The organism is Chryseobacterium gambrini, assembly GCF_900156825.1.
GTDB lineage: Bacteria > Bacteroidota > Bacteroidia > Flavobacteriales > Weeksellaceae > Chryseobacterium > Chryseobacterium gambrini.
This window is the reverse complement of record NZ_FTOV01000001.1, coordinates 100,581-121,605: the sequence shown is the minus strand read 5'-3', so window position 1 is coordinate 121,605 and position 21,025 is coordinate 100,581. Positions and strand designations below refer to the sequence as shown.

General features: G+C 35.2%; 21 protein-coding genes, 1 pseudogene and 1 riboswitch. Of the genes and pseudogenes, 13 read left to right on the top strand and 9 right to left on the bottom strand.

Annotated features, from left to right (window positions below; translation table 11 throughout):
• Nucleotides 1–54 precede the first annotated feature (54 nt).
• Complete coding sequence (locus tag BW951_RS00535) at nt 55–324, top strand: YtxH domain-containing protein (protein ID WP_076390001.1); 270 nt, start codon at nt 55–57, stop codon at nt 322–324.
• Between the two features lie 56 nt (nt 325–380).
• On the opposite strand, the gene BW951_RS00530 is transcribed toward BW951_RS00535, so the two are convergent.
• From BW951_RS00530 to BW951_RS00500, 7 genes are all read right to left on the bottom strand, one after another.
• Nucleotides 381–1,178 (bottom strand): class I SAM-dependent methyltransferase, encoded by a 798-nt coding sequence (locus tag BW951_RS00530; protein ID WP_076389999.1) that lies wholly within the window; start codon nt 1,176–1,178, stop codon nt 381–383.
• 240 nt (nt 1,179–1,418) lie between these two features.
• The gene (locus BW951_RS00525) at nt 1,419–2,150 is read right to left on the bottom strand and encodes a hypothetical protein (protein WP_076389997.1); all 732 of its coding nucleotides are present in this window, start codon (nt 2,148–2,150) and stop codon (nt 1,419–1,421) included.
• Nucleotides 2,147–2,977, bottom strand: coding sequence for a PH domain-containing protein (locus BW951_RS00520; RefSeq protein WP_076389995.1), 831 nt, complete (start codon nt 2,975–2,977; stop codon nt 2,147–2,149). Before BW951_RS00520 ends, BW951_RS00525 begins: the two co-directional genes overlap by 4 nt.
• A 188-nt stretch (nt 2,978–3,165) precedes the next feature.
• Nucleotides 3,166–4,137 carry a PH domain-containing protein gene (locus BW951_RS00515; RefSeq protein WP_084196326.1) on the bottom strand — a complete coding sequence of 324 codons (972 nt, stop codon included), beginning with the start codon at nt 4,135–4,137 and terminating at the stop codon, nt 3,166–3,168.
• 140 nt (nt 4,138–4,277) lie between these two features.
• Complete coding sequence (gene hisS, locus BW951_RS00510) at nt 4,278–5,627, bottom strand: histidine--tRNA ligase (protein ID WP_076389991.1); 1,350 nt, start codon at nt 5,625–5,627, stop codon at nt 4,278–4,280.
• A 247-nt stretch (nt 5,628–5,874) separates the two neighbouring features.
• On the bottom strand, nt 5,875–6,330 hold the full coding sequence (locus tag BW951_RS00505) for an HRDC domain-containing protein (protein WP_076389989.1): 456 nt from the start codon (nt 6,328–6,330) through the stop codon (nt 5,875–5,877).
• A gap of 17 nt (nt 6,331–6,347) precedes the next feature.
• The gene (locus BW951_RS00500; protein ID WP_076390529.1) at nt 6,348–6,680 is read right to left on the bottom strand and encodes a single-stranded DNA-binding protein; all 333 of its coding nucleotides are present in this window, start codon (nt 6,678–6,680) and stop codon (nt 6,348–6,350) included.
• A 163-nt stretch (nt 6,681–6,843) separates the two neighbouring features.
• On the opposite strand from BW951_RS00500, the gene BW951_RS00495 reads away from it, so the two are divergent.
• The 12 genes and pseudogenes from BW951_RS00495 to BW951_RS00440 all read left to right on the top strand — a co-directional run bounded on the left by BW951_RS00495 (nt 6,844) and on the right by BW951_RS00440 (nt 16,315).
• Nucleotides 6,844–7,449 carry an HPP family protein gene (locus tag BW951_RS00495; protein WP_076389987.1) on the top strand — a complete coding sequence of 202 codons (606 nt, stop codon included), beginning with the start codon at nt 6,844–6,846 and terminating at the stop codon, nt 7,447–7,449.
• Entirely contained in the window at nt 7,446–7,790 is a 345-nt protein-coding gene (locus BW951_RS00490) for a hypothetical protein (RefSeq protein WP_076389985.1), read from the top strand. The genes BW951_RS00495 and BW951_RS00490 overlap by 4 nt, the downstream gene beginning before the upstream one ends.
• A gap of 20 nt (nt 7,791–7,810) precedes the next feature.
• Nucleotides 7,811–8,713, top strand: coding sequence for a TIGR01777 family oxidoreductase (locus BW951_RS00485; protein ID WP_076389983.1), 903 nt, complete (start codon nt 7,811–7,813; stop codon nt 8,711–8,713).
• A 22-nt stretch (nt 8,714–8,735) separates the two neighbouring features.
• Complete coding sequence (locus BW951_RS00480; RefSeq protein WP_139326067.1) at nt 8,736–9,314, top strand: hypothetical protein; 579 nt, start codon at nt 8,736–8,738, stop codon at nt 9,312–9,314.
• A gap of 5 nt (nt 9,315–9,319) precedes the next feature.
• Complete coding sequence (locus tag BW951_RS00475; RefSeq protein ID WP_076389979.1) at nt 9,320–9,886, top strand: hypothetical protein; 567 nt, start codon at nt 9,320–9,322, stop codon at nt 9,884–9,886.
• 13 nt (nt 9,887–9,899) lie between these two features.
• Complete coding sequence (locus BW951_RS00470; protein WP_076389977.1) at nt 9,900–10,664, top strand: hypothetical protein; 765 nt, start codon at nt 9,900–9,902, stop codon at nt 10,662–10,664.
• A gap of 16 nt (nt 10,665–10,680) precedes the next feature.
• Complete coding sequence (locus BW951_RS00465; protein ID WP_076389975.1) at nt 10,681–11,067, top strand: VOC family protein; 387 nt, start codon at nt 10,681–10,683, stop codon at nt 11,065–11,067.
• Nucleotides 11,068–11,178: 111 nt separating this feature from the next.
• Nucleotides 11,179–11,363, top strand: a riboswitch (cobalamin riboswitch).
• A 386-nt stretch (nt 11,364–11,749) separates the two neighbouring features.
• Nucleotides 11,750–14,065 (top strand): annotated as a pseudogene (metE, locus tag BW951_RS00460) (5-methyltetrahydropteroyltriglutamate--homocysteine S-methyltransferase).
• A 96-nt stretch (nt 14,066–14,161) separates the two neighbouring features.
• Nucleotides 14,162–14,653 (top strand): hypothetical protein, encoded by a 492-nt coding sequence (locus tag BW951_RS00455; protein ID WP_076389973.1) that lies wholly within the window; start codon nt 14,162–14,164, stop codon nt 14,651–14,653.
• 3 nt (nt 14,654–14,656) lie between these two features.
• On the top strand, nt 14,657–14,986 hold the full coding sequence (locus tag BW951_RS00450; RefSeq protein WP_076389970.1) for a hypothetical protein: 330 nt from the start codon (nt 14,657–14,659) through the stop codon (nt 14,984–14,986).
• A 19-nt stretch (nt 14,987–15,005) separates the two neighbouring features.
• Complete coding sequence (locus BW951_RS00445) at nt 15,006–15,791, top strand: hypothetical protein (RefSeq protein ID WP_076389968.1); 786 nt, start codon at nt 15,006–15,008, stop codon at nt 15,789–15,791.
• A 77-nt stretch (nt 15,792–15,868) separates the two neighbouring features.
• Nucleotides 15,869–16,315, top strand: coding sequence for a KTSC domain-containing protein (locus BW951_RS00440; RefSeq protein WP_076389966.1), 447 nt, complete (start codon nt 15,869–15,871; stop codon nt 16,313–16,315).
• A 453-nt stretch (nt 16,316–16,768) separates the two neighbouring features.
• On the opposite strand, the gene BW951_RS00435 is transcribed toward BW951_RS00440, so the two are convergent.
• The gene (locus tag BW951_RS00435; RefSeq protein ID WP_076389964.1) at nt 16,769–19,954 is read right to left on the bottom strand and encodes an efflux RND transporter permease subunit; all 3,186 of its coding nucleotides are present in this window, start codon (nt 19,952–19,954) and stop codon (nt 16,769–16,771) included.
• 7 nt (nt 19,955–19,961) lie between these two features.
• On the bottom strand, nt 19,962–21,023 hold the full coding sequence (locus BW951_RS00430) for an efflux RND transporter periplasmic adaptor subunit (protein ID WP_076389962.1): 1,062 nt from the start codon (nt 21,021–21,023) through the stop codon (nt 19,962–19,964).
• Between the last annotated feature and the right edge of the window lie 2 nt (nt 21,024–21,025).

Below are 21,025 nucleotides of genomic sequence, written 5' to 3'. Positions count from 1 at the left end.
TTTTACATGATTACTAACATCAAACTTTAATATTAACTTAAAAAAATAGAAATCATGGGAAATAAGACAAAAGGCTTATTAGCGTTATTAGGATTAGGAGCACTTGCATACTGGAAATACAAAAATTCTTCTGAAGAAGATAAGCAAATAGTGAAAGATAAAATCAACACTGCAAAAGACAACCTAAACAAATGGGGAAATGATCTTAAAGATAAAGCCAACAACGTTGCTTCGCAGGTAAAAGATAAAGCCAACGACGTAGCTTCTCAGGCTCAGGATAAAGCGGAAGATCTTAAGAATAAGGCTCAGGAAGCGGTAAGCTAGACTATAAATAGTTTATTTTAACATTCATATATACAGGAAAGTCATCGTAGTTTTTATTACGATGACTTTTTTTGTGCTTCAATGGCAAAAACCAAAGGAATTTTATTTCCGAACTGAGGAATTCTCCATTTTCCTTTTTCAAATTCTTCAACGTGCCTGAAACATGGATACGGCGACCAGTCGAATTCCTGAAACTTTTTGATCTGAAGATCCTGATTCATTAAATTCTGAAGAACTTCCGCCAGAGAATGGTTCCACATCACATACTCCTGAACAATATCTGCGGACTGATCTGCGTAAGTTCCTTCATAGGTTTCCACAATCGGCTTTTCGTTGAAATAGTTGTATTGTACGCCTTTGAAATCGTCATCGTACATCCAGACTACAGGATGAAATTCTGCCATTACAAACTTCCCTTCCGGTTTCAGAAAACGGGTAATGATTTTTGCCCATTCTGCGAGATCGGGAAGCCAGCCGATTGTTCCGTAGCTTGTAAAAACAATATCGAATTTATGATCGAGAACATCGGGAAGACTGTACAGATCTGTACAGAAAAATTCTGTATCGGTTCCTGCTTTCTGAGCCAGATCTTTTGCTGCTGCAATGGCTTTATCCGACAAATCGATTCCCGTAACTTTCGCGCCCATTCTTGACAGCGAAATAGAATCCTGCCCGAAATGACACTGCAAATGAAGAATAGTTTTACCTTTTACATCTCCTAAAAGATCTAATTCAATTGAATTTAACGAAGTTCTTCCCTGCAAAAATTCATCTACAAAATAGAAATCGGATTTGAGATGAGGTTCTACTTTGGCATTCCATGAATTTTTGTTGATTTCAAGATAATTTTCCATTGTTTTTAGTTTTATTTATAAATCTGTTTAAACTTTTTTACCACAAAAGATTTTAACACAGTAGTTATTTAAGTTTAATACCTAAATGGAAAAAAGAGCAGATAAGTTTAAAACATCAAAGATTTTTTTTCTTTGCAGACTTTTGAAATACTTTACATAAATCCACTAAAGTCTTTTGTCTCTTTTGCGGTTAATTCTGAAATTAGTACAGTTTTCTTAATCAGCATTAAAATATTAAAATTACCAACCCTGAATCACATAGTTTTTAACCAAAAGCTTTCTTTCAGGCTGTGAAGCATCTTCCGGCTTAAACCACACTTCCACTCTGCTTCCGTAATAATCTCCCCAATCTCCCTCCTGTACGTTAAACTGTTTACTCAAAGGGAATTCTTTCAGTTCATCACTAGGATTTTCCACTTTCACTTTAGTATCTTTTGCAATTTCTTTTTCAGATAAAATTCTGTTGGTGGTAAGATCAAACATTTTCAGATAAACAGTTCCTTTTTCAATTTTATTAAGGAAAACCTGATATTTATAGGTTCCGGGCTGATTATAATCATAAAGGATCACTTCCGGTTTATCGACTTTAAATAATGGCTTTTCGTCACTAAAAGATAGTTTTAAAGGCATATCTACTTTCACATTATTGGGGTTGTAAATATCTCCTTTATATTCTTTGTAAGGACTTTTGGGAAGCAGAACCGTAAAGAAAACAGCCGTAATAAACATAAATACGACCGAAAGAACGACCTGTACAAGACCTTCTTTGAATCTTTTCTTAAAAATTTTTGATATTCCTAAAATAATATACCCCAAAGCAACCATTATCGGCGTTATGAAGCACAAATTCCAGATAATCTTGTTTACCGGCAAAATAAGCATCCATATCCAGCAAAAAATACCGACAGATGAAATAAAAAACGGCGCAGACCATTTTCCGTTGAATATTTTAAAAAAAATTGCTTTTATCATAGTTTTTCTAATAGTTTTTTCTTTTGTGATGTAAATTCTTCCTCTGTTAAAATACCGTTTTCTCTCAGTTGCCCTAATTTTTCGAGCTGTTCCAGAACGCTTTCGGAAACAGTATTCTGCTCCGGAGATGAGGCTTTGGTAGCTTCTTTGTTATAAATTTTACTGATGAAATGGTAAAAATCTTCAGCATAATCTTTATTGAAGAACGATTCAAACTCAACCGTTTTTTCTTTTGTATGAATTCTGATGTTCGGCGACACAAAGTTTTTGACGAAGCTTACTTCAAGAATATTATCATTGAGAAATTCATTCACTTTTGCCGGAGAAAACATCGCTTTGGAAACCGAAATGATTCTTTTGGGCGTAACGAGCAAAATTCCCGCATCCGTTGTTTTGGCGAACTGAGCATCTATAATCGCTAAAATTTTCTCATCCAGATCAAGAACATACGGAAGTTCTTTAATTTCTCCTTTTGTAAACAAAGAAAGATTGGCTCTCAAACTTTCCAGTTGCTTTTTTATCTCTTTCAGTCTTTTTTTATAAAGATCTTTTGACAACACATTATGCTCTGAATCTGCTACTGAAGGTAAATTTTCGGCAATATTTTCCTGAACGGTTTCCTCTTGAGTAATTTCTCCGTTTTGGAGGAGATTTTCAATATCTTTCAAACTGAACCGATGAAGATCCGAAAGCAGTTCTTCGTTCATCGCACTCGCTTTTTCAAGGCATGAATTACAGATGATATTTCCGTCAGACAGTTTATTTTCGCCCAACATCGTGTCGATTGAAGTCAGTTCTTTTCCACACAACCCGCAATGATTGTTCATTGTAAATAATTATTTTTGATTTAATCCGTTTAGCTTTTTGATCTGATCATACATAGACAAAAGATATAAATGAATTTGAAGATCACATCATCTTAAAAAATCTTTGATCTATATCTTTTAAAAACAATCTATCAATTTCTTTTGCTGTCAAATTTTAAAATCAGTCTTCTAAACGGACACTCTGAATATTAAAGTCGGTCTAATAATTTTTTCTTCTGTTCCGTAAATTCCTGATCTGTCAGAACGCCCATTTCCCGAAGTTTTCCAAGTTTTTCCAACTGTTCAAAAATAACTTCAGGTGCTTCTTTTGGTATACCGGAATTTTGCTGTACCGGATTTGAATCGGCAGGCTTTTGAAACGGATTCTCAGAAACCTGCATATTGTACAAATTAAAAGACGAAGACTGAATTTGTTGTTGTTGTTGTTGTTGTTGTTGTTGTTGTTGTTGTTGTTGTTGTTGTTGTTGTGAAGCAGACTGACTGATCGTACCATTCAGATATTGATTAACCGCATTGCAGAAATTCTTTCCGTCATTTTTATTATGAAGCTTAAATTCAGCCACGGAACCGTTCTTAGAGAAAATTTTCAGGGTTGAATACAAAAGGCTTTCCACATGATCTACAGAACGGATATTTTCGAAGAGATATTCGTCTTTCTGTACATTTCCAAAAAGTTTTTTATCAATAAAAACAACTCTTCTCTGCGTAGAAAATAAAAGTCCTTCTACTTTTGCAGGTATGGTAAGACCTTCTGCAATAGCGGTTAACTTTTCATTATTTTCTAAAATATGAACGAGTTCCTTTACTTCACTGTTTACAAAGATGCTTAACCTCGCATTCAGGGCAACAATCTGATCCTGAATATCATCAAGTCTGGTCACTGTTCCTCCAAATCCAAAAGACGGTGTTTCGGGACTCTGAAAGTTTGAAGTTTGTGACGATCCAAAATTTTCAGTTTCGCCAATTTTTCCCTGCAAAATAATCCCCCTGATTTCGGGCAGGAAAAACTGCTGCAGATTATTGACAACATCCTTATTGATATTGGAAGCCTCATTCAGGCATTTGTTACAGAGAATATGATTGTCCGCCAGTTTATTTTCGCCCAAAAGCGTATCCATAGATGTTAAAGGCGTTCCGCACAATCCACAAATATTGTTCATTTGATTTTCATGTTTAAAAGTTTAAAAAAGCATAAAACAATTTATGATTTTCTAAAATACAAATTTGTAAGTAAATCGTACCAACTGAAAATAAAAAAGCATCAGGATTAATGATGCTTTTTAGTTTTCTGATTTTATTTTTATCCCAAAAACTCTTCCAGAGAAACCGTTTTCTGTTCTCCTGCTTCAAGATCTTTATAGGTTACCGTTCCGTTTTTAATTTCTTCTTCGCCTAAGAATACGAGATTTTTAATCCCTTTTTTCTCAGCATAGGTGAACTGTTTACCAATCTTTGCCGCTTCGGGATACATTTCTGCAGAAATTCCTTTTTCTCTCAATTGCCTGATCAGTTTTAAGGCTTCTACCGTTTCATCTCCTCCGAAATTGGCAAAAAGAAATTCTACTTTAGAGGTAGCTTCTTCAGGGAAAAGTCCGAGTTCTTCCATCACGAGATAAATTCTGTCCAGACCAAAAGAAATCCCGATTCCCGGAATATTTTTTACGCCGAAAACTTCCGTAAGATTGTCGTATCTTCCGCCGCCGCCGATGGAACCCATCTGAACTTCATCTGCTTTTACTTCGAAAATCGCTCCGGTGTAATAATCCAGACCTCTTGCCAAAGTAATGTCAAAAACAAGGTTTTGAATATCAACTCCAAGATTTAAAGATTGTGTAATCACAAATTCAAGCTCTTCTATCCCTTTCAGTCCTGTTTGATTTCCTGCGAACTTTTCTTTTAACTTAAGAAGATTTTCCAGCGCATCATCCGACTGGTTAAAAAGGAAATCCAGTTTATCAATGGATTCCTGAGCAATTCCTCTTTCCAGTAATTCTTTTATAACACCGTCTTTCCCTATTTTGTCTAATTTATCCAAAGCTACCGTGAAATCTATTAATTTATCGGTAATTCCTGCAAATTCTGCCAATCCGGAAAGAATTTTACGGTTATTGATGTGGATGGTTACAGAAACTCCAAGCTCCGCGAAAGATTTCAGATACAACTGAACCAGATCTACTTCCTGCAAAAGACTTTCGCTTCCTACAACATCCGCATCGCACTGGTAAAACTCTCTGAATCTTCCTTTTTGAGGGCGATCCGCTCTCCAAACCGGTTGAATCTGATACCTTTTAAAAGGAAAAGTAAGCTGATTATGATTCATTGCCACAAATCTTGCAAAAGGTACCGTAAGATCGTAACGAAGGGCTTTATCAGAAATTTGAGAAGTCAGTTTTTGATGATTCTTATTTTCCCAATCTTCCTGATTTACTTTAGAAGTGTAATCTCCCGAATTTAAAATTTTAAAAATCAAACGATCTCCTTCCTCCCCGTATTTTCCCGTTAATGTTGAAAGATTTTCAAAGCTCGGTGTTTCCAGTGGCTGGAATCCGAATAACTCGAAGTTTTTCTGTAAAGTATTGATGATGTATCTTCTTCTTGCAACTTCCAGTGCCGTAAAATCTCTCGTCCCTTTTGCTAAACTTGGCTTCATTTTATAATGGATAAATGATATTAATATATATAATCTGCAAAAATAAGGAATTGAAAGGACTTTTACTACAGATAAGCTTGTTTAAGCTTTATTAATAAATAATGCTAAACCTAACAGGTTTTTAAAAACCTGTTAGGCTTGAAAAGACTAAAAAAACATATGAAAATCAATTTTTTAAATTTTATTTTTTTAAAGAAATTTCTTTCATATACTCAAAACCTATATCTGTTTCACAAAACCAAAAAGATCAGATACTTTCTAATATTTCCAAAATTTCTTCACCGTAATTTTCTATTTTGTGTTTTCCGAAACCTTTGATATCGCGCAATTCCTCTTTTTTTGCAGGCTTATATTTGGCTACAGACATCAGTTCTTTATTGGAAGCGATAAAATAGCTTGGTAGGTTCTGTTCTTTCGCTTTTTCGGAGCGACAGTATTTCAGGGCTTCCAGTATTTTTAATTCATCATTATTTAAGGCTTCATCTTCTGCGGAGTATTTTGCCGTTTTAGAATCTTTTACAACATTTTGCTGAACGATTTTCAATTCTTCAAAATACAGAACAACCGACCAGTATTTTTCGTCCTGAACGAAAGCGGTTTCTACCTTTATGATATCGTGCGATTCCAGAAATGCTTCCAGTGTTTTTTGATCTTTTTCAAGATGTCTGTCATCCAGTCCTATTTTAAAAACTTTTATTTTCATGGCTTGTGATTTTTAGATTATTTTCCTCCCAACAAAAGAATTTCATCTACACGAATTTCTGTAATGTATCTTTTTACACCATCTTTATCATCATACGATCTGTAAGTAAGCTTTCCTTCCACCGCAATTTCTTTTCCTTTCGGAACGTATTTCTGGAATATTTCAGCCGTTTTTCCGAAAGCTACCAGATTGTGCCATTGTGTTTCTTCTACTTTTTCACCTTTTGCGTTGGTGTAATGATCTGATGTTGCAAGAGAAACAGCTGCTTTTACATTTCCGTTTTCGAAGCTGATGATCTCTACTTCTTTTCCTGTAAATCCGATTAGGGTAACTTTGTTTCTTAGTGACATAACTTTATTTTTTTTTATATTTAACATTCAGATAAGAGACGTTATCTTTTTCTCAAATCTCTGTGGCAAAGGTTGCTGAATTTCAGAACCGGAGTCGGTAGAAAACTATTTAAATTCGTTTGTAATCGTTTGCAAACGGATAATTTTGTATCTTTGAAATGCTATGAAGAAGACAATAAAAAGAACATTTCGGGTTTCAAAATATGTAATATACAAAGAGACACTTGTAGATTATAAAGAGCATTTCTGGTCGTTTCTGGGAGCATTTTTCGGAATAGGAATGATTGCTTTCATCCAGTCACACACTTTGTCTGCTACAGAAAATATCTTTTTAATCGGTTCTTTCGGAGCTTCAAGCGTTTTAATTTACGGAGCCATTCAAAGTCCTCTTGCGCAACCGAGAAATTTAATAGGAGGACACGTTCTGTCAGCTTTAGTGGGAGTTACAGTCTATAAAATCGTTCCGGATATTATCTGGCTTTCTGCACCTCTGGCTGTTGCTTTTTCTATCGTTTTGATGCAGTACACTAAAACGCTGCATCCGCCCGGCGGAGCAACTGCACTGATTGCGGTAAGTTCGACTGGGAAAATTCCGGAACTGGGATATTGGTATGTTCTTTCTCCTGTTCTTTCAGGATGCATTATTCTATTAATTATTGCTTTAATTTTCAATAATATCACCTCGAACAGAAGTTATCCGAATCATAACCGGTTTAAATACTTACTGAAGAAAAAACACAAACATCCACACAAAATGAAAAAAGTATGAATTGTCTCGAATGCGGCGAAAAAATTATCGGCAGATCCGACAAAAAATTCTGTAATGATGCCTGCCGAAACGCCTACAATAACAAACAGAACAAGGATTCCAGCAATCTGATGCGGAACATTAACAACAAACTCCGCAAAAACTACAGAATTCTGACGGAAGTAAATACCGACGGAAAAACAAAAGTTGCCAAATCCAAGCTTGATGGCTTAGGTTTTGATTTCGATTATATAACGAATCTGAAAGTTTATAAAAACGGATCTGAATATAAATTTATTTACGATTACGGCTATAAACTTCTGGAGGATGATTTTGTTCTGATCGTAAAAAATCAGGCTTAGAAACAACAAAGATTTTTAACATGAAAGAAACTGTTCTTATTACAGGTGCAAACGGATTGGTTGCCAAAGAATTATCTAAAAAACTTGAAAAAGACTATACTGTACGTTTTCTTACGCGAAAAAAACAGAACAGCAACGAGTTTGAATGGGACATCAGAAAAGGAATAATCGACGAAACAGCTTTCGATAATGTTTCACACATTATTCATCTTGCGGGAGCCAATATTTCGGAAAAGCGATGGACCGATGAAAGAAAAAAAGAGCTGATTTCCAGTCGTATAGATTCTGCAGGTTTGCTTTTAAAAACTCTGCAAAAAAATAATATCAGATTAAAATCCTTCATTTCTGCTTCCGGAATCAATTATTACGGAACCAAAACAACGGAAAAAATTTTTACTGAAAATGATGGTCCGGGAAATGACTTTTTAAGTGAAGTGGTAGTTCTGTGGGAAAAAGCTGCGGATTATTTTAAGAAACAAAATGTTGCTGAAAGAGTGGTTAAAGTCCGTACTGCAGTGGTGCTCTCGGAAAAAGACGGCGCTTTAAAAAAAATGCTTCCGCCTATAAAAATGGGCATCGGCTCGCCAATCGGAACGGGAAAACAATATATGCCGTGGATTCATATTAATGATATTTGTTCGATTTACGAATTTGCTTTAAAAAATGCTGAACTGGATGGAGCATTCAATGCGAATTCGCCGCAACATACAACGAATGAAAATCTGACAAAAAAAATGGCGGAAGTTCTTCACAAGCCTTTATTTATGCCCAATGTTCCCGCTTTTGTTTTAAAACTGATGTTCGGAGAACTTTCTGAGGCTTTGCTGGAAGGTTCGAGAGCTTCATCGGAAAAAATTCAGAAAGCAGGTTTTCAGTTTGAATTTCCGGATCTGAAAGATGCTTTAAAAAACCTATTACAATAGAAATATCAGAAGTAAAAAAATTATGAAAACTATATTCTCATTAAGTCTTTCTTTGCTGCTGTCCATGAATGTTTTGGGGCAGAAAACTGAAAAGGCAGGACCGAAAGACAAAGCGGTAACCGAACATTTTAAAAACGATTACAAGAAAAAAAATTACAGAAAATTTGTCGGAACCATTGTTTTGCAGGACAATACAGCAAAATTCGACGATAAAACGATTTTCTTTGATCAATCTGATAAAATTACTGAAACGATGCTTAAAGAAGGATTGGTTTATCCTCAGCTTTTAACAGAATTTCAGGTGGATAAATTTGAAAACGAAGACAGCGACAGAACGCAGAAAAGATTTGCAAAACTTCAGAAAAACTGGAAAGATTCTTTTGAAGTCAATAATATTAAACTGAGTGCTGGTTCTGAACTGAGTTTTTTAAGTACCGATGAAAAGGTTAAGCGTTTTAAAGTGGTCTGTAAAGATCCGAAGTTTCCGAATCTGATGATCTATTATTTTGAATTAACGGATAAAAATGCTACAAAAGATACACCCATTCAGGATTTTATTAAAAATTCTAAACTGACGCATATTTTCCAGAGAACGGAGTAAGAAGGATGACTAATAACCATAATATCAATGCAAAAGGATTCTTCAGAAAATATTTTCTGGTAATTATTTTTATTATCATTCTTTTGTTACAGGATTTTTTTCTCAAACCCTTTGTAAAAGATCTGTATTTAAACGACGATATAAAAAATTTCAAAGAGTTTTCATGGAAATACACGGTTTTTATTTTTACTATTCTTTCCGGAATCATTATTTTCATTTCAAGGAAAAGCATTACGCTTTCGGCTGTGCCTTTAATTTTATTGGGTTTAATGATATTCGGAAGCGGATTTTATTTCGGACTCCATTCTTTGGTGGATAATGCTTTGCTTTTAATCAATTCAAAAACGAAGAATACGGAAATCAATAAAACTTACGAAGTAATTCATGATAAAGAAAAGAAAGTTTTTTGGCTGAATAATGAAAATTCTATTCATGATAAAGAGGATCTTCAAAAAATTAACCACTATAGAGTTTCAAAAGGTTTAAAATCTATTTTTGATCTTCAGAATAATGACACGATAAAAGTAACGTTTAATAAAGGATGGTTTGATGTAAATTATCTCGAAAAATAATTACGCTCTGAAAATGTACAATGCGACCAGAAGAAACAGAAATATAGGAATCGAAAATCAAGGTTTCAGTCAAAATAATAAATTGAAAATTTCAACACCTAACGGAACATTAAAGTCTTTTTACGAAAGAATTGGTAAGCATGAAAAAGAATCTAAAATAATAAATGGACACGAATTTTTATTTATCATAGAAGAGCTTCGCGAAAACTGTTATCACTCCTGTTCTGTTTCTGATCTTGAAAAGATAATCGAAAATATTCCTAAAGAAGATTACGGAGATTTAAAGTTTATTGTTTTACGCCAACCGAAAAGAAAGGAGGAAATAATATCGCCGGTTTGGGGAAGACTTGTTTACAGCTTTGAGTACGAAAACGAATATTTTCCGGCGATAATTTTAGACTCAATAGATTTAAACAAAAAGTTAATATGGTCTAAAAAACAAAGCATCGAAGATCAGAAAGAATTTGAAAGATTAAAAGGAGACGGACATATTTTTACACAAAATAAGAGACGTTTTATTTCTCAGTTAAATTTAGAGCCTTCAAGAAATACCCAATTGTACAGAACTTTACTGCATGAATTCGGGCATTATGTTCATTACTTAGAAGTTGTGGAAAGACCTTTTGAAAGTGATGAAGATTATGAGGCAAAAGAAATTCGCGATGATTACTACTCAGCTTTATCTAAAGTTGAAAAAGAAACTTTCGCTCACCAGTATGCTGATCGACTGAAGAAAAAATTAACTGAAGAAAAAATAATTCCTTTTAATAGTCTTTAATAATTGAAAATCAAACATGAAAATAAAAAATATAGATCACCTCGTTTTAACAGTTGCAGACATTGAAAAAACGGTAGATTTTTACACCTCTATTCTTGGGTTTGAAGTCGTTGTTTTTGGAGAAAACAGAAAAGCACTGACTTTTGGAAATCAGAAAATCAATCTTCATCAGAAAGGAAAAGAATTTGAACCGAAAGCTGAACATCCGACTTGTGGCTCTGCGGATCTCTGTTTTATTTCCGAAACCGACATTCACGAAGTTTTACAGGAGCTAAAGGAAAAGAATATTGAGATCATCGAAGGAATTGTTGAAAGAACCGGAGCTTTGGGAAAAATACAATCGGTTTATTTCAGAGATCCGGATTTAAATCTGATTGAGATAAGCAACTACAGCTTATTGTAAAATACATTCTCGAAAAAATCCAAATAACTGTTCATTCAGAATAATTTTCTGAATTACTTAAAAAATAAACAAATAATTCCTACATTTGTTTACAAAACAGTTCTTTTACATACTTCATCAAACGGAAAAGGTTTTACGTAAAGTAGATTAATAGGGAATCGTGTGAAAATCACGAGCTGTCGCGCAACTGTAAGTAATACTCTAAAGGTTTTTATCCACGTATATCCACTGTGCAAACGGGAAGGATGATAAAAGCTGTTACAAGTCAGGAGACCTGCCTGTTCCGAATTGACAATGCTCTCGCGGTTTGGAGTTTTTTTGGTCAGACAGATGATACTTTTTTGAACGTAGCAATCTAAATTTTAATTTGATTTTAATTGCAAAGTTTTTAATATTAATTTCTTACTTTAAGAATTAAAAAATATTCGCTAACCATCAATACAGCAGTTGTTTTTTGCATCTGTTTCAGAAGATACGGTTAAAAAATTTTTCATCTTATTGCTGAGAAAAAAGCTTTGTGCAAAACGATAAAATTTCAGAGCATTCTCTTATGTAAAGGGAAAATTGCGTCCTTACTGTATCTTTACCTCTCCATTCTATTTCCTTCTGCAAAAGCATTGCGAAGCATCAGAAGAACTTTTATACACATTAATTATTGTTTAATTTAAAAGTTTTAAAGAAAATGCAAACGCACATTCTTGGCTATCCGCGTATTGGTAGCAACCGAGAACTCAAAAAAGCCTGCGAGCAGTATTGGTCGGGCAAAATCACTTTAGACGAATTACTGGACGTCGGGAAAAATACCCGACAAAACAATTGGAAGCTTCAGCAGGAAGCAGGAATTGATCTTATTCCGTGTAATGATTTCTCTTTTTACGATCAGGTTTTGGATATGACGTTAACTTTAGGCGCTATTCCTGAACGTTATGAAGAGATTGCTCTTAAAAAATCTGAAACGGATCTCTATTTTGTCATGGCAAGAGGCTTTCAGAAAGAAGGTCTGGACATTACTGCAATGGAAATGACAAAATGGTTTGATACCAATTATCATTTCATTGTTCCGGAATTCCATAAAAATCAGGAATTTAAGCTGTTCTCCCGTAAAATCATCAACGAATTTTTGGATGCTAAGCAGGTGGGAATAAATGTAAAACCGGTGATCATAGGTTTGTTAACCTATATTCTGCTTGGGAAAGAAAAGGAGGAAGGTTTCAATAAGCTGGAGCTGGCTCAGAAAATTCTTCCTGTTTATATTCAGATTCTTAAAGAGCTTGAAACTCACGGAGCAGAATACATCCAGTTTGATGAACCATTTTTAGCATTAGATCTGGATGAAAAATCAAAAGAAACTTACAGTCTGATTTATACCGAAATAAGAAAACAGTTTCCTCATCTGAAAATCATTGTAGCTACTTATTTTGAATGTTTAAGAGATAATCTTTCTCTGGCTGTTTCTCTTCCTGTAAATGTGCTGCATCTCGATCTGGTTCGTTGTCCGGAACAGTTGGAGGAAGTTTTAAAAGTAATTCCGGAAACATTGCATCTTTCATTAGGCGTAATTGACGGAAGAAATATATGGAAAAATGATTTCGAAAAATCTCTACGCCTCATTAGACAGGCAGCAGGTAAAATAGGTTCGGAGAGAATTTTAATTGCTCCATCCTGCTCATTGCTTCACAGCCCTTCTGATCTTGATCTGGAGAACAACGAAAGTGTTTTATCCTCCGAAATTAAACAATGGATGGCTTTTGCTAAACAGAAAGTCTCTGAAACGGTTACCCTGAAAAAATTAGCCGCAGAAAATCCGGATTATTCCACACTCCTGCTTTTAGCTGAAAATAAAAAAGCCATTGAAAGCCGCAAAACATCACCTCTAATTCATAACAGCGAAGTGAAGGATCGTGTAGATGTAATTACCGAGGAAGATGCTAAAAGAAACAAACCTTTCAGCATCCGAAAAGTTTCTCAACAGGATATTCTCAACCTTCCTTTATTCCCTACAACTACAATTGGCTCATTTCCACAGACGAAAGAAGTTAGAAACTGGAGGGCAAAATTTAAAAAGGGTGAACTGAATGCCAAACAATAAGATGATCTGCTGAAAAAAGAAACTGAAAGAACGATCCGTTGGCAGGAGGAAATAGGAATTGATGTTCTGGTTCACGGAGAGTTTGAAAGAAATGATATGGTAGAATATTTCGGAGAACAATTATCAGGATTTGTGTTTACGCAAAACGGCTGGGTTCAAAGCTACGGAAGCCGTTGTGTGAAACCTCCTGTTATTTTCGGAGATGTGTACAGACCGAATCCGATGACGGTTTACTGGTCTGAATATGCGCAATCTTTAACGAAAAAATGGGTGAAAGGAATGTTAACGGGACCAGTAACTATTCTTCAATGGTCTTTTGTGCGTGATGATCAGCCGCGATCTTTAACGTGCAAACAAATTGCACTGGCTATTCGCGACGAAGTGAATGATTTGGAAAAAGCAGGAATCAGAATTATCCAGATTGATGAACCTGCAATTCGTGAAGGTCTTCCATTAAGAAAATCTGACTGGCAGCATTATCTTCAATGGGCAGTGGAAGCTTTCAGAATTTCAGCGAGCGGTGTGGAAGATGCGACGCAGATTCATACGCATATGTGCTATTCGGAATTTAATGATATTATTCAGAATATTGCCGATATGGACGCAGATGTTATTACGATTGAATGTTCCAGAAGCCAGATGGAGCTGCTGAATGCTTTTGCTGATTTCAAATATCCGAACGAAATAGGACCGGGAGTTTATGATATTCATTCGCCGAGAGTTCCATCGAAAGATGAAATGGTAGAATTGCTGAAAAAAGCACAAGCAGTTATTCCAGCACAGCAACTTTGGGTAAATCCCGACTGTGGTTTGAAAACCCGCCATTGGGATGAAACGGAAAAAGCGTTGATTGCAATGGTAGAGGCTTCTAAAGAGGTAAGTAAATTATTTGCTGTACAAACTCATTAGATATTGATATTTTCAGGAGCTTCAGGGCTCCTGTTTTTTATAAAGAATATAACATTTAGAAGAATATTATTTATTTTAGTATTGTAAATTTTTACTATGACAAATGAACACGAACAAAAACTTAATAAGTTATTTAAATTACTAGATGGAAAAACGACTTTTTATGTTCGGGATTATTATAAAGAATTAGCTATCAACCCTGAAAATATTGATGATATAAAGGTCATTGAAAATACAATTAATTTAGGTTTAAGATATGACTATTTTATTCGCAAAGGAGAAGGTTATTACGATATAACAAAATTTGGGTTAGAAGCTATAAAATCTGGAGATCACTCTATCTATCAAAGAAAAATTTTATGGGAATCTAAAAAATGGAATTTAATTACTATAATCATTTCTATCATAGCTTTAATTATAAGTGCAATTCAGCTTTTTAAAGATTCAAATTCATCCGAAATCGAAAACTTAAAAAAAGAACTATCTGAGAACAACAAGCAATTAAAAATTCTGAAAACTCTTATAAAAACAGAGCAGTTAAATGTTAAGAATTCTGAAAAGAGAATACAAACTTTAGAAAATAAATAGTAAATGACCACCAAAGAATTCGTAAAAAACTTCTACCAAGAAAAACAAAATATTCTTAATTCATGTTTTGATAATCAAGCAGAATATAGAACTCTTGTTTCATTAAAATTTGAAGAATTAAATTTAAATGAAACTCAAACTGAAAAATTGAAGGATATAATTTCTGATCTTTTGACAAATACTTTTTACACCATCTTACTAGGTTTAGATGGTTCCGCAAGTATTGGAGATTCACAGCAAAGTTTTAAAATATTTGATGAAAATGATAATTTAATTTCTGAAAATGGAGATTTAGAAGGATTAGCCTATGAATATTTTCATGAAAATAAATAATTTTGAAAAGTTTTAATTAATGAAAATGAAAAAAATTATTCTGTTAGTTATTTTAGCAATAAATCAAAATATTTATAGCCAAAATAAACTTTTAAAATCTGATAAATTAACAACTACAGATTCTGTTAAAATAATTGGAATGTATCCTAAGTGGGATAAAAATAAAACTTATGAAAAGTATAATTTTTTAATTACAGATAAAAAAATAGTTGATTCCCTAATCGAATCTGTTGAATATGGTGACAATACTAAAAATGAATGGGAGCAAAATACTTTTAGTATTATTTTAAATAAAGCAAATAAGGAGGTTAGGAGAGTTTCCATTAGTCCTGCTCTTCATCATGCACATACAAATGGTGAAAGCTATAAGTTTGATGTTTCTATTTTAGAAAAACTAGCAAAAAAATATCCTTTAACTTATAAATGGTATGAAAAGGAATTTAAAGATGAGCAACAATTCAATCAATTTAATTCAGAAATTTTAAAGCAAGAAAAAACTTTGTATGTAAGTAAACCAACGTTTATTTATGAGGGATCTTTTGAATTACAATTTCCTAAAAATGAAAAATTTCTGCACCCAAAAGCAATTGATGACTATTTAAGACCGCAAATTGAAAAAATTGTGAATGGCAAAAAATTTAGCATTTCCTACATAGCAAATGAATTTAATTTAAAAAATAGGGACCAATATACAATGACAATTAATGGTCCTTATACTCTATTCAAAGATTTAAAAGACAAGAACAGCAAAAAAGGAGAATGGATTCCTGCAAAATTCATTGCCGTTATTTATGAAAAAGAATAATAATTTAATTCTGAACAACTTACAAAAGTTCCAATAAAATTCCTTAATTTTGCACCCCGAAATAAGGATCATCCATTATGAAAAAATTAGGCGAATACAGAAAGCTTCTGGAAGTTGATAAAAATGTAACACTGAAGGAATTAAAAACCATCTACAGGAATACGATGAAAGATACTCATCCAGATAAATTCATCAATGATGAAGCAGGAAAGCAGGAAGCGGAAGAAAAAAGCAAGTCTGTAATTGAAGCCTATCATTTTCTGGTAAGCATCAATCCGGAAACGCAGGAAAAATATAAAGAAGAATATACCGAAACCATTACGAAATCTAATATTAAGGATTTTTATCTGGAAAAATCGGTTCTAAAAGTACAGCACCTGAACGGAAATATGTACGAATATCTTGGAGTTCCGAAAAACACCTACATCAAAATGGTGAATTCCGATTCTCCGAGCCGTTTTGCAAGAAGACATATTTACGGAAGTTTTGTGTACAGAAAAGCCGGTGAGGCAATGGCGGAATAATCCCATATTTACAAATAAATAAGAGCTTTCAATTAATTTTGGAAGCTTTTTTTATTTGATTAAATTTTTTTGATTGTCCGTAATTTGTCAGAATAAAAACCTCTGCGATCTCTGTTAAGTTTTAACGCCTCTGTGAACCTTAAAAACAGTTTGTTTATAAAAAGTCTTTGCGTGCATAGCTTTAAAATCAAGCATTATGATTGATAACAGATAATCAATTAAATTTTAATTTTAACGCAAAAGGGTCGCAAGTCTTTTTTAAATTATTGAACATACTTTTCGATCGTAAAGGCGTTTTACTCATCAAATGAGCAATCATATTTCTTTTCTTTTTTAAGATCGTGTCGTCGCTTCAGAACTACGTTCGCAGGTCTTCAGTCTGGTCGCAATGACATAAAAAAACCGCATCATTGCTGATACGGTTTTTGGTTAGGTTAATTAAAGGTTGTTATATTAATCTAAATGTTTTGGAGTAAAACCATCTTCACTTAGTTCTCTGTGCTCATAATCGGCTTTCATTTCAGCTTCATAATCTACTTTTTTATGTTTGCCCATTCTTCTCAGAATTGAATCAAATAAAGAGTAAACTACCGGTACAATAATTAAGGTAAGGAATAGAGACGATGTTAAACCACCGATAACTACCCAAGCCAAACCTTTGTTCATCTCCGCTCCTGCTCCGGTTGCCAATGCGATCGGCAACATCCCGAAGATCATCGCAATCGTTGTCATAAGGATCGGACGAAGACGTGCATGATTCGCCTGTACCAGAGCGTCGTGTGTATTGGCTCCGGCTTCTTTTCTGGCATTGGTAAAGTCGACGATCAAAATTGCGTTCTTCGCAACAAGACCAATCAACATGATCATCCCCAACATCGTAAAGATATTCAGTGAATTTGCTGTTAAGGCAAGAATTACCATTACCCCGATCATCGCCAGAGGGATTGAGAATAATACCACGAAAGGATACACAAAACTATCATACAATGAAACCATTACAAGGTAAACCAATACAATAGCCGCCAATAAAGCGATTCCCAACGTACCGAAACCTTCCTGCTGGTTTTCCATATCTCCACTCCAGATGTAATCTACTCCTACAGGTTTGCTCTTGCTGTCCATGAACTGTTTTGCCCATTCGTTGGCAACGTCTCCTACAGGTCTACCTACTGCTTTAGCTCTTACTTTTACAGAAGGTGATTTATCTCTACGCTCAAGCAAACTCGGTCCAGATCCCATTTTAACCTCAGCAAACTGACTAAGACGTACCTGCTGTCCCTGAGGATTTGTAAACATTAAGTTTTTAACATCATCAATAGACTGTCTGTTCGCATCTCCGAAACGGATATTGATGTCATATTCATATTCTCCTGCTCTGAATTTTCCGTCTGTATTTCCGTTGAATGCAGTCTGCATCGTCTGTCCTACACTTGAAAGATTCAAGCCTAAAGAAGCCATTTTATCTCGGTCTATATTTACCTGAACTTCAGGATTTCCTGAGTCTGTAGATAATTCTGCATCTACTGCTCCCGGAACTTTTTTCAACAATTCTAAGATTCTTGTTGCTTCTTTTACGGCTGTTGCATTATCCGGAGCGGTTACCACCATTTCAATCGGCGCATTTTCAGCACCCATGATTCCGATTGGGGCAGTTTTGAACTCTACTCCTGTAAATTTCTCTTCTAAAGCTCTTTTTATTTTCGCAGCTTTAATGTTGGTGCTTTCAGAACGCTCAGATTTATCCGTTAGGTTTACCTGAACTTCCGACTGATAGGTTGTCGCCTGAGCTCCTCCAAAACCGGTTGACTGCTGTCCTACTGTTGTAATTAAATCTACAACATCTTTGTCATTTCTTAAAAATCGCTCAACATCTAAAGTCAGTTGATTGGTTTTTTCAACGGTTGCATCTTTCGGTAATTCCATCTGAACAAGGAACTGTCCTCTATCGATCGGCGGGAAGAATTCTCCTCCGATGAATCCGAATGCCACCAACATGAAAGAAGAAATCAGAACGATAAATGTAATCACTACCGTAGAAATTCTTCTTAATGTCGTTTTTAAACACCATTCCAGAATTCCTGTGATCCAGTGGGTGAATTTCTCGATTAAGCCTTCAAACCAAAGGATGAATTTTTCGAACCAGTTTTTTCCTTTTAAATGCTCAAGCTTACCAAATCTTGAAGACAACCATGGAATAATGGTAAATGAAGCCAATAATGAAAGCAATGTCGCAATAACTACCGTGACACAGAACTGAGCCAGAATATTGGCTACCAAACCTGAGCTCATGGCAATTGGTAAGAATACCACCACAATTACCAAAGTAATCGCTGCAACGGTAAATCCGATCTCCGAAGCTCCGTCGTAAGCTGCCCTGATTTTGCTTTTTCCCATCTCCATGTGACGGTAAATATTTTCCAGTACAACGATCGCGTCATCCACAAGAATACCTACCACCAGAGAAAGCCCCAGTAAACTCATTAAGTTCAGCGTATATCCCATTAAGTTCATTCCGATGAACGTTGCCACCAATGAAGCCGGAATGGAAACCATTACGATGAAAGCATTTCTGATGCTGTGAAGGAATAATAACATTACAATTGCCACCAGAATAATCGCTAAGAATAAATCGAAAATTACGTGGTTCGCAGATTCAAGGGTAAAGTCGGTAGTATCGTTTACCACTTTTACTTTTATACCCTGAACTTTGTACGCTTCCTGAACGGTTTCAATGGTTTTCTGAACACTTTCAGATACTGCAACCGCATTGGCATCAGATTGTTTTTTAACCTGCATTAAGATGGTAGGAAACTGATTGAATCTCGCTACTTTCTCCACATCTTTCTGAGAATCGAAAACCGTAGCAATATCAGACAAACGAACCTGTGCTCCGTTTTTATTGGAGACCACAAGATTGTTCATTTCTGCTACAGATTTATACTTCCCGGATAATCTGATGGTAGATTTTGAGGTTCTGGTTTTCAGACTACCTGTCGGGAAATCTAAGTTTGAAGAAAGAATTGCCTGCTGAACATCTCCGATGGAAAGTCCGTAACCCTGCAGTTTTTTCTCGTCAAGATTCACCTGAATTTCTCTTTCCTGTCCACCTACAAGGTCAACCTGAGCAACACCGTTTACACGGGAGAAAATCGGCTCAATTTTTTTATCTAAAAGGTCGTAAAGATCCTTATTGTTTAATTTGTCTGATGAAATACTCATCGTGATGATCGGTAAATCATCCAGAGAGAATTTATTAAGAGACGGTGCATCTACGTCATCCGGAAGGTCTGCCAGAATGGCGTTTACCTTTCTCTGGGCATCATTAAGAGCATAATCCACATCGGCTCCGTCATTCAGCTGAACCATAATTACGGATAAACTTTCATAGGAAGAAGATTCCACTTTCTTCACATTTTCCAAAGAACCAACGGCATCTTCAATTTTTCGGGTAACGGATGTTTCCACCTCTGCGGGTGAAGCTCCCGGATACACCGTAGAAATGGTTACCATATTGGTTTCAAACTTCGGAATCAATTCGTATCCCATGAGTGTGTAACTCAGGATACCTCCCAACGTAAGAATCGTAAACAATACGATTACCAACGATGGTCTTTTAATCGATATTTCTGCTAACTTCATAAACCTTCTACTTTATGATATTTACTTTAGATCCGTTATCCAGATTGATCTGTCCGCTTGTAACCACCTGTTCTCCGCCATTAAGTCCGCTTAAAACCTGAACTTTATCGCCATATACTTTTCCAACGGTTACTTTGATGAGTTTAGCCACTCCGTTCTGCACAACAAATAATTGTCCGGAGCTTACCCCGTTTACAAAGGCTTCTGCAGGAACGGTTAACATATTCTGCGTTTCTGCACCGTTGTTTGTTTTAAAGGTTGCTGTCGCATACATACCCGCTTTCAGGTTTCCTCTGTTCTGAACTTCAATTTCAACCGGGAAATTTAAAGAAGCATCACTTTTAGGAGCGATAAATGTAATTCTTCCCACGAATGAATCTTCCGGTAAAACGTTTACTTTAATCGGAACTTCCTGTCCTAACTGAATTTTCCCAATCTGGCTTTCATCAACCAAAACCGAAAGTTTTAAGCTGTTAATATTTACGATTTCGAAAAGTCCTGTTCCCGGAGCAACCACCATTCCCGGCTCTACCATTTTTTTATTAATGGTTCCACTGATTCCTGCACGGATGCTTGTATCGTTTACTTTCACACCCTGAGCTCTTAGCGCAGCCTGAGCGTTTTTAAGCTGTAATCTTGAATTATCAAGCTGCTGTTTGGTAACTCCTCCTGTTTTGAAGGCATTTTCGTAACGCTGGTTGTCTGCAATAGCATTCTGCAAATTATTCTGAGCCTGTGTAACATCTACTTCAATGGCATCTCTTTTAATGGTTGCCAATACCTGTCCTGCTCCCACTCTGGAACCTTCTTTTACCAAAACGCTTACCACACGTCCTGAAATTTCAGAAGACTGGTTCATTTCCTGTTTTGGAATAAATGTTCCGTTTGCACTGTAATCTGTATCGATATTTTGTCGGGAAACCGTTACAACGTTAACGTTGATCTTATCTACCTGTTTTGCAACTTCTTTTACTTCCTGCGTCTGCTTTTCTTTATTTCCGGCAATCTTGTAAGCCGCCAAACCAACCAGGACAGCTGCTACGATGATATATATTAAAGTTTTTTTCATAG